At 49.2% G+C, this 9868-nt stretch carries 8 protein-coding genes, 2 tRNA genes and 1 other RNA gene; 4 read left to right on the top strand and 7 right to left on the bottom strand.

Going from position 1 to position 9868, the window contains the following annotated elements; all coding sequences use genetic code 11:
• Positions 1 to 61 precede the first annotated feature (61 nt).
• The 5 genes from F4V72_RS06835 to F4V72_RS06815 all read right to left on the bottom strand — a co-directional run bounded on the left by F4V72_RS06835 (position 62) and on the right by F4V72_RS06815 (position 2055).
• Positions 62 to 192: non-coding RNA, RtT sRNA (locus F4V72_RS06835), on the bottom strand.
• A gap of 44 nt (positions 193 to 236) precedes the next feature.
• A tRNA-Tyr gene (locus F4V72_RS06830) sits at positions 237 to 321 on the bottom strand.
• 139 nt (positions 322 to 460) lie between these two features.
• Positions 461 to 545 (bottom strand) — tRNA-Tyr (locus F4V72_RS06825).
• 158 nt (positions 546 to 703) lie between these two features.
• Positions 704 to 1546, bottom strand: a complete 843-nt coding sequence (gene purU, locus F4V72_RS06820; RefSeq protein ID WP_053507917.1) for a formyltetrahydrofolate deformylase — start codon at positions 1544 to 1546, stop codon at positions 704 to 706.
• 50 nt (positions 1547 to 1596) lie between these two features.
• Positions 1597 to 2055, bottom strand: a complete 459-nt coding sequence (locus tag F4V72_RS06815) for a YchJ family protein (protein ID WP_053507918.1) — start codon at positions 2053 to 2055, stop codon at positions 1597 to 1599.
• A 110-nt stretch (positions 2056 to 2165) separates the two neighbouring features.
• On the opposite strand from F4V72_RS06815, the gene rssA reads away from it, so the two are divergent.
• The 3 genes from rssA to galU all read left to right on the top strand — a co-directional run bounded on the left by rssA (position 2166) and on the right by galU (position 5286).
• Positions 2166 to 3071, top strand: coding sequence for a patatin-like phospholipase RssA (rssA, locus tag F4V72_RS06810; protein WP_023246941.1), 906 nt, complete (start codon positions 2166 to 2168; stop codon positions 3069 to 3071).
• Between the two features lie 90 nt (positions 3072 to 3161).
• Positions 3162 to 4175: a two-component system response regulator RssB gene (gene rssB / locus F4V72_RS06805; protein WP_053507919.1), complete on the top strand. Its 1014-nt coding sequence runs from the start codon at positions 3162 to 3164 to the stop codon at positions 4173 to 4175.
• A 202-nt stretch (positions 4176 to 4377) separates the two neighbouring features.
• Positions 4378 to 5286, top strand: a complete 909-nt coding sequence (gene galU / locus F4V72_RS06800; protein ID WP_000729452.1) for a UTP--glucose-1-phosphate uridylyltransferase GalU — start codon at positions 4378 to 4380, stop codon at positions 5284 to 5286.
• 130 nt (positions 5287 to 5416) lie between these two features.
• On the opposite strand, the gene hns is transcribed toward galU, so the two are convergent.
• Positions 5417 to 5830, bottom strand: a complete 414-nt coding sequence (gene hns, locus F4V72_RS06795; protein ID WP_001287383.1) for a histone-like nucleoid-structuring protein H-NS — start codon at positions 5828 to 5830, stop codon at positions 5417 to 5419.
• A gap of 537 nt (positions 5831 to 6367) precedes the next feature.
• On the opposite strand from hns, the gene tdk reads away from it, so the two are divergent.
• Positions 6368 to 6985 (top strand): thymidine kinase, encoded by a 618-nt coding sequence (gene tdk / locus F4V72_RS06790; RefSeq protein ID WP_023246938.1) that lies wholly within the window; start codon positions 6368 to 6370, stop codon positions 6983 to 6985.
• 195 nt (positions 6986 to 7180) lie between these two features.
• On the opposite strand, the gene adhE is transcribed toward tdk, so the two are convergent.
• Positions 7181 to 9859 carry a bifunctional acetaldehyde-CoA/alcohol dehydrogenase gene (gene adhE, locus F4V72_RS06785; RefSeq protein WP_053529002.1) on the bottom strand — a complete coding sequence of 893 codons (2679 nt, stop codon included), beginning with the start codon at positions 9857 to 9859 and terminating at the stop codon, positions 7181 to 7183.
• Positions 9860 to 9868: the final 9 nt, after the last annotated feature.

Raw genomic sequence — 9868 nt, 5'->3', positions numbered from 1 at the left:
CCCCGTACGGAGAGATATGAGGCAGTGTGCTTAATGGGGATAATATACGCGACGGAAGTGATGGTGGTGGGGGAAGGATTATTCGTCGCTCCGCTCCTCACCCTTCGGGTCGTTGCCTGCGGCAACGCTTTCTCGCTGCGCTCGAATCGAACCTTAGTCGAAGCTTCTCATCCTTCCCCGTACGGAGAGATATGAGGCAGTGTGCTTAATGGGGATAATATACGCGACGGAAGTGATGGTGGTGGGGGAAGGATTCGAACCTTCGAAGTCGATGACGGCAGATTTACAGTCTGCTCCCTTTGGCCGCTCGGGAACCCCACCAGGGGTAATTCATATTGTAGGTCGTGCTTTGAGATGGTGGTGGGAGAAGGATTATTTGTCGCTCCGCACCTCACCCTTCCCCGATAAGGGCAAACTTCTGCATCGCTCATCGAGTTAACTACATCACTGTAGCGAATAATGGTGGTGGGGGAAGGATTCGAACCTTCGAAGTCGATGACGGCAGATTTACAGTCTGCTCCCTTTGGCCGCTCGGGAACCCCACCACGGGGTAATGCTTAATACTGGCCGGCTTCCTTTTGGGAAGCGGGGCGCATCATATCAAATGACGCGCCGCTGTAAAGCATTCCTTTGCCTGAAATGAACTGTTTGCGTACTTTTCATCCGTAACGGATTAAAGCTAATCAATTCATATTACTGACGATTAAAGAATAATCGTCCGGTTGCCGTAAACAAAGACCCGCTGCGCCAGAACCTGATACAGCGCGCGGCTTAACACGTTTTTCTCAACGTCGCGCCCGGCACGCATCATATCTTCTGCGGTGTAGGTGTGATCCACGTGAATCACATCTTGCATAATGATCGGACCTTCATCCAGATTGTCATTCACATAGTGCGCGGTAGCGCCGATGATTTTCACGCCGCGCTCATAGGCCTGGTGATAAGGACGCGCGCCAATAAACGCAGGCAGAAATGAGTGGTGGATATTGATAATTTTGTTCGGGAAGCGCGCCACAAAATCTGGCGTTAAAACACGCATATACTTGGCCAGCACCACATAGTCTGGTTGATGGGCATCAATGGCGTCCGCCATCTTCCGGTCGTGCTCTTCACGCGTTAATCCCTCATGGCTGACCAGTTCGAAAGGGATCTCAAAACGCTCAACCAGTGAGCGTAACGTCTCATGGTTGCCAATGACCGCGGCGATTTCAACCTCCAGTCCGCCATAGTTGGCCTTCATCAGCAGATCGCCCAGACAATGGGCCTCTTTGGTTACCAGAATCACTACCCGACGGCGTCCGGCGGGATTGAGTTCACGAACAGATCCTTCGGGTAAGGCGCTATCCAGATCGGCCAGGAGAGTGGAATCATTGAAGATGCCTTCCAGCTCGGTCCGCATAAAAAAGCGTCCGGTACGATGGTCAACAAATTCATTGTTTTGCACGATATTAAGCTCATGCTTATAGCAAATGTTGGTAATCCGCGCGATAAGACCTTTTTGATCGGGACAAATAGTACGCAGAACTTTACGTTGTAGTGATTGCATTGCCGGAAAAATCCTGTTGAGAGTGTTTGCTGTATCGATACTGTCAGGCGTCACTGGCCGCAGCACTTTTTAAATTTTTTGCCTGAACCGCACGGGCAAGGATCATTTCGACCCAACTGCGGGCGGGTACCGTCAATATAATACCACTTACCGTTTTCTTTGATAAAACGGGAGCGTTCCATAATCGCCCCGGTTTTCCCTTGTTCGGAAAAACGCGCGATAAAACTAACATACCCTGTATTTTCTGCTTCTGACCAGGTATGTTCAAAAATAGTCAGGCCGAGCCACCTGGTATTGGCAAATCCGGCGATGATATCATCGCGAAACGCGGCCGCATTGCAGGTTGGATGCCAGCTCTTAATTAAGTAATCTGCGTCTTTCATCACAAAAGCGCAGTAACGAGAGCGCATGAGATGTGACGGATCGGGTGCTACTCGTTCTCCGGACACAATACGACCACAACATAGGCTATACTCGTCAGCGCTACCACAGGGACAAGGCTGAGACACAATAATCTCCCTGAATATAAAAAACGGCGTTGAACGCCAGGGTGGCGTTATGTTAACTGAGCAGTGGCGATGTTGCTACGTCTTGAAGCCAGGGGAAATCGTTAAATACGATGAGAAAAATGAAAATAGGGCTAGCGCTGGGGTCTGGCGCGGCGAGAGGATGGTCTCATATTGGGGTCATCAAAGCCCTCAAGCAAACAGGCATTGATATTGATATCGTTGCAGGATGCTCAATAGGTTCACTGGTCGGTGCCGCGTATGCCTGTAATAAATTATCGGCGCTTGAACAGTGGGTATGCTCATTCCGCTACTGGGATGTTTTACGCCTGATGGATTTATCATGGGGCAGAGGAGGGTTGCTTCGCGGCGAACGCGTATTTAATCACTATCGGGATATTATGCCCGTTACGGATTTTGACCACTGTTCAAGACGTTTTGGCGCGGTCGCGACGAATCTTAGCACTGGACGAGAGTTATGGTTTACTGAGGGCGATCTACACCTTGCTGTACGTGCGTCGTGCAGTATGCCAGGGCTGATGTCTCCGGTTGAACATAACGGTTACTGGCTGGTGGATGGCGCGGTCGTCAATCCGGTTCCTGTTTCGTTAACCCGGGCGATGGGCGCTGATATCGTTATTGCGGTAGACCTGCAACATGATGCCCACCTCATGCAGCAAGATTTGCTCTCTGTAAATGTAGGGCATATAAATGAAGAGAGTGATGATTCGCTGCCCTGGCATAAGCGTTTAAAAGAACGTTTCAGTAGCCTGACCTCACGCCGTGGCGTGAGCTCGCCTGGGGCAATGGAAATCATGACAACGTCCATTCAGGTGTTGGAAAATCGTCTTAAACGTAACCGTATGGCTGGCGATCCGCCTGATATTCTTATTCAACCTTTCTGTCCGCAAATCTCTACGTTAGATTTTCATCGCGCCCATGCCGCTATTGCGGCGGGTCAATTAGCCGTAGAGAAAAAGATGGACGAACTTATACCCTTGGTGCGTACCGTCGTTTAATGTACCTTTTACGATCACTTAAGCAAATTCTGACAGGCGTGAGCGGCAATACCATGCCACTATTGATCAAAGCCAGTCAGGGGAGAGAACATGACGCAGCCATTGGTCGGAAAACAGATTCTTATTGTTGAAGACGAGCCTGTATTTCGCTCGCTTCTGGATTCGTGGTTTTCCTCTTTGGGAGCGACAACGGCATTGGCAGGCGACGGGGTAGATGCCCTGGAGTTGATGGGGAGTTTTACGCCCGATCTCATGATATGTGATATCGCCATGCCGAGAATGAACGGTCTCAAACTGGTAGAAAACTTACGTAATCGCGGAGACCAGACGCCTATTCTGGTTATTTCTGCAACAGAAAATATGGCCGATATCGCCAAAGCATTACGCCTTGGGGTTGAAGATGTCTTGCTGAAGCCGGTAAAAGATCTCAACCGCTTGCGGGAAACCGTATTCGCTTGCTTGTACCCCAATATGTTTAATTCGCGGGTTGAAGAGGAAGAACGCTTGTTTCGTGACTGGGATGCGATGGTGAGCAATCCGACTGCCGCAGCGCAATTATTGCAAGAGCTACAGCCCCCGGTACAGCAGGTGATTTCCCACTGCCGCATTAATTACCGGCAGCTTGTCTCTGCCGAGCAGCCTGGACTGGTGCTGGATATTGCGCCGCTTTCTGATAACGAACTGGCATTTTATTGCCTGGACGTCACCCGGGCGGGTGATAACGGCGTGTTAGCTGCATTGTTGCTGCGAGCGCTATTTAACGGTTTATTGCAGGATCAGCTCGGTCAACAAAAGCACCGTTTACCGGAGTTAGGCGCCCTATTAAAACAGGTAAATCATCTGCTCAGACAAGCTAATTTACCCGGTCAATTCCCGTTATTTGTCGGTTACTATCACAGTGGACTCAAAAATTTGATTCTCGTCTCCGCCGGATTGAATGCCACCTTAAATACGGGCGCTCATCAGGTTCAAATCAGCAATGGCGTGCCGTTAGGAACATTGGGCAATGCCTATCTTAACCAATTAAGCCAGCGTTGCGACTCATGGCAGTGTCAAATATGGGGCGCAGGAGGACGTCTGCGATTGATGTTGTCTGCGGAATGACCAAACGGGAGAACGGGAGAAAATTGCTTTACCGGCCTTTCCCGACGAGTGTTACTATCTGCGGCAGATTTATAAGTATTTGTCTTAATTATACCAATATAAGTCCTTTTTGGACCTGAGGCTTGTTCTGGTACTGATATACTGGAACACGATACAGATTAATGAACACGTTCAATACATGAACAGTCCAGGAGAATTTTAAATGGCTGCCCTTAATTCGAAAGTCAAAAAAGCCGTTATCCCGGTTGCGGGATTGGGAACCAGGATGCTGCCAGCGACCAAAGCTATCCCGAAAGAGATGCTGCCGCTGGTTGATAAGCCATTAATTCAGTACGTCGTGAACGAATGTATCGCTGCTGGCATTACTGAAATCGTGCTTGTTACGCACTCGTCTAAAAACTCCATTGAAAACCACTTTGATACCAGTTTTGAACTGGAAGCTATGCTGGAAAAACGCGTTAAGCGTCAGCTTCTGGAAGAAGTTCAGTCTATTTGCCCTCCGCATGTCACTATTATGCAGGTACGTCAGGGGCTGGCAAAAGGCCTGGGTCACGCCGTATTATGCGCACATCCCGTTGTCGGAAACGAACCTGTCGCCGTTATTCTGCCAGACGTTATTCTTGACGAATATGAGTCCGATCTGTCTCAGGATAACCTCGCTGAAATGATCCGCCGTTTCGACGAAACCGGAAATAGTCAAATTATGGTTGAGCCTGTAGAAGATGTGACTGCTTACGGTGTTGTCAATTGCAAAGGCGTTGAGCTGGCGCCGGGTGAAAGCGTGCCTATGGTTGGCGTAGTTGAAAAACCCAAAGCGGATGTCGCGCCGTCTAACCTTGCGATTGTCGGGCGTTATGTACTGAGTGCGGATATCTGGGCGTTATTAGCGAAAACCCCTCCGGGTGCCGGGGATGAAATTCAGTTGACCGATGCTATCGATATGCTGATCGAAAAAGAAACGGTTGAAGCTTACCACATGAAGGGTAAAAGCCATGACTGTGGTAATAAGTTGGGATATATGCAGGCATTCGTTGAATATGGCATCCGTCATAATTCGTTGGGGGCTGAATTTAAAGCCTGGCTTGAAGAAGAAATGGGTATTAAGAAGTAACGTTACGTTATAAATTTTTTAACAGAAGCGCTGGAAAATCCGGCGCTTTTTTTATGTATGTTTGCGTCAGGGGAGAACGCAGACAAAAAAATCCCGCCAGCGGCGGGATTTTAAGCAACCAGGGAGTAAATTATTCCTTGATCAGGAAGTCTTCCAGCTGCTTACCTTGTTCTTCCATTGCTTTTTTGATTACAGCCGGTGTACGACCCTGGCCAGTCCAGGTTTTAGTTTCACCGTTTTCGTCAACATAGCTATATTTAGCCGGACGAGCTGCGCGTTTAGCTTTGGTACCGGATTTAGCGGCAGCCATGCTATTCAGCAGTTCATTCGGGTCAATGCCATCGGCAATTAACATTTCACGGTACTGTTGCAGTTTACGAGTGCGCTCTTCCACTTCAGCAGCAGCAGCGCTTTCTTCTTCACGACGCTCGTTAACGACAACTTCTAATTTCTCCAGCATTTCTTCAAGCGTTTCCAGAGTGCATTCTCTTGCCTGCGCACGAAGAGTACGGATGTTGTTCAGAATTTTAAGTGCTTCGCTCATTGTAGTAATCTCAAACTTATATTGGGGTGGTTTGTTGAGCTAATAATAGAGCGATAAATTCAGTTGTGCAATAGCCAGGAATGTAAGGAATTCAAAATTACGCTTTATTAAGTACACGTCTTAATTATCTCAACTTAAATTTTCCTTGAAGCGACGCACAAAAAAGAGCTTATTGACAGGGGGGATACTCACCTCCGGTCACTAAAAATTTAGGATTCAGGTCACATTTTATCACGATGAAATACGATCTCATTGCAGAGATATCAACCCTTTGTATTAGCTTTCCTTACAAGAAACACCTATTACTTTGCACCAGGTATGAGTAACGGTAACAATAAGTGCAAGGTTTTCATATTGGTGAGGGATGTTAAGCATTGTTGATGAATTTTAACGGCATAATTTGTGAAGGAATGTGTATAGTGAACGATGTTTGCACAATTCTTAATACTCACCGGAGCGCGAGCCGCGCTGTCGCGTGGGTAAATTATGGTACAATCCCGCCAATCTTTATTTCACTCAGGTGAGGTCCTGCGACCAATGGCACAGCTATATTTCTACTATTCGGCAATGAATGCGGGTAAGTCGACTGCACTGCTGCAATCTTCATACAATTATCAGGAACGCGGGATGCGTACCGTCGTATATACGGCAGAAATCGACGATCGTTTCGGCGCAGGCAAAGTCAGCTCTCGTATCGGTTTGTCGTCGCCGGCAAAATTGTTTAACCAAAATACATCCTTGTTTGAAGAGATTCGTGCCGAGAACGCGCGACAGACAATACATTGCGTGTTAGTCGACGAAAGCCAGTTTTTGACTCGCCAGCAGGTTTATCAATTATCCGAGGTTGTCGATAAATTAGATATTCCGGTACTTTGCTATGGGCTACGAACAGACTTTCGTGGGGAGCTTTTTGTCGGCAGTCAATACTTACTGTCATGGTCAGATAAATTGGTGGAATTAAAAACCATCTGTTTCTGCGGTCGTAAAGCCAGTATGGTTCTGCGCCTCGATCAGGATGGCAGACCTTATAACGAAGGCGAACAGGTGGTTATTGGTGGGAATGAACGCTACGTTTCGGTTTGTCGTAAGCATTATAAGGACGCGCTGGAGGAGGGCTCACTGACGGCGATTCAGGAGCGCCATCGGTACATGTGATACCAGGACAGCGTTAGGCTAATAAAATGCCCTGTAGCGCTTTGGGCGTTATTATTCAGGCATACTGGTGGCAGGGGAGTGGCGTGAACACGTAGGTCTGATAAAGCGCAGCGCCATCAGGCATCTGATAAACAGGTAAAACAAAAAAACGGCCTCAATTGAGGCCGTTATAGTCATGCTAAAGCGGATAACGAATTAAGCGGATTTTTTCGCTTTCTTCTCTGCTTTCGGTGCGGCAACGACATCTTTCTTCGCTGTAACTTCACCTTCGGTGAAATCACGACCGTAGTAGGTGTCCAGCAGAATCTGTTTCAGTTCGGAGATCAGCGGATAACGCGGGTTCGCGCCGGTGCACTGGTCATCGAAGGCATCTTCAGACAGTTTGTCCACATTTGCCAGGAAATCAGCTTCCTGAACGCCTGCTTCACGAATGGATTTAGGAATGCCCAGTTCAGCTTTAATATTTTCCAGCCATGCCAGCAGTTTTTCAATCTTAGCGGCAGTACGGTCGCCCGGCGCGCTCAGACCCAGATGGTCAGCGATTTCCGCATAACGACGGCGTGCCTGCGGACGATCGTATTGGCTGAAAGCGGTCTGCTTAGTCGGGTTGTCATTCGCGTTGTAGCGGATAACATTACAAATCAGCAGCGCGTTCGCCAGACCGTGGGGAATGTGGAACTGAGAACCCAACTTGTGCGCCATTGAGTGACATACACCCAGGAAGGCGTTCGCAAACGCGATACCGGCGATAGTGGCTGCACTGTGTACACGCTCACGAGCTACCGGGTTCTTAGAACCTTCATGGTAGGATGCCGGCAGGTTTTCTTTCAGCAGTTTCAGTGCTTGCAGAGCCTGACCGTCAGAGAATTCAGATGCCAGTACAGAAACGTAGGCTTCCAGGGCGTGAGTTACGGCATCCAGACCACCAAATGCGCACAGAGACTTCGGCATTTCCATGACCAGGTTGGCGTCGACAATCGCCATATCCGGGGTCAGCGCGTAGTCTGCCAACGGATATTTCTGACCGGTGGCGTCGTCGGTGACAACGGCGAACGGCGTCACTTCAGAACCAGTACCGGAGGTGGTGGTGACGGCGATCATTTTCGCTTTCACGCCCATTTTCGGGAACTTATAGATACGTTTACGGATGTCCATAAAGCGCAGCGCCAGCTCTTCGAAATGGGTTTCTGGATGTTCGTACATTACCCACATGATTTTCGCCGCGTCCATCGGGGAACCGCCGCCCAGCGCGATGATCACGTCTGGTTTGAAGGAGTTAGCCAGCTCAGCGCCTTTGCGAACAACAGAAAGGGTCGGGTCAGCTTCAACTTCGAAGAATACTTCGGTTTCAACGCCAGCCGCTTTCAGAACAGATGTGATCTGGTCAGCGTAGCCGTTGTTGAACAGGAAGCGGTCAGTCACGATGAGCGCACGTTTGTGGCCATCGGTAATCACTTCATCCAGCGCGATGGGCAGAGAGCCGCGGCGGAAGTAGATAGATTTCGGAAGTTTGTGCCACAACATGTTTTCAGCTCGCTTAGCAACGGTTTTCTTGTTGATCAGGTGTTTCGGACCAACGTTTTCAGAGATGGAGTTACCACCCCAGGAACCACAACCCAGAGTCAGGGAAGGTGCGAGTTTAAAGTTGTACAGGTCGCCGATACCACCCTGAGAAGCCGGGGTGTTAATCAGAATACGCGCGGTTTTCATCTTCTGACCGAAGTAGTTAACGCGATCCTGCTGGTTGTCCTGGTCGGTGTACAGGCAAGAGGTGTGACCGATACCGCCCATAGCGACCAGTTTTTCTGCTTTTTCTACCGCTTCTTCGAAATCTTTCGCACGGTACATCGCCAAAGTCGGAGACAGTTTTTCGTGTGCGAACGGTTCGCTTTCGTCAACAACCGTGACTTCACCGATCAGAATCTTGGTGGTCTCTGGTACGGAGAAGCCTGCCAGTTCAGCGATTTTGTAGGCTGGCTGACCCACGATAGCGGCGTTCAGCGCGCCATTTTTCAGGATAACATTCTGAACCGCTTTCAGCTCTTGACCCTGCAGCATATAGCCGCCGTGGCTGGCGAAACGTTCGCGAACGGCGTCATAGACGGAGTCAACAACGACCACAGACTGTTCAGAAGCACAGATTACGCCGTTATCGAAGGTTTTGGACATCAGAACAGACGCAACAGCGCGTTTGATATCAGCGGTTTCATCAATAACAACCGGGGTATTGCCTGCGCCTACGCCGATAGCAGGTTTACCGGAGCTGTATGCTGCTTTAACCATACCCGGACCGCCAGTGGCGAGAATCAGGTTAATGTCCGGGTGGTGCATCAGCGCATTAGACAGTTCTACGGAAGGTTGATCGATCCAGCCAATCAGATCTTTTGGCGCACCGGCAGCGATAGCAGCTTGCAGAACAATGTCTGCCGCTTTGTTGGTCGCTTCTTTTGCACGCGGATGCGGGGAAAAAATGATGGCGTTACGGGTCTTCAGGCTAATCAGAGATTTGAAGATAGCGGTAGAGGTCGGGTTAGTGGTTGGAACGATACCGCAAATAATGCCGATAGGTTCTGCGATGGTGATGGTCCCGAAGGTGTCGTCTTCAGACAGCACGCCGCAGGTTTTTTCATCTTTATAGGCGTTGTAAATATATTCAGAAGCGAAGTGGTTTTTAATCACTTTATCTTCGATGATACCCATACCCGATTCGGCAACGGCCATTTTGGCCAGCGGAATTCGGGCATCAGCGGCTGCCAGAGCGGCGGCGCGGAAGATTTTGTCGACCTGTTCTTGAGTGAAACTGGCATATTCACGCTGGGCTTTTTTTACACGCTCTACGAGTGCGTTAAGTTCAGCGACATTAGTAACAGCCATAATGCTCTC

Origin of the sequence: Salmonella enterica subsp. diarizonae (assembly GCF_008692785.1) — a bacterium.
GTDB classification, from domain to species: domain Bacteria; phylum Pseudomonadota; class Gammaproteobacteria; order Enterobacterales; family Enterobacteriaceae; genus Salmonella; species Salmonella diarizonae.
This window is presented reverse-complemented; position numbering and strand designations above follow the sequence as displayed.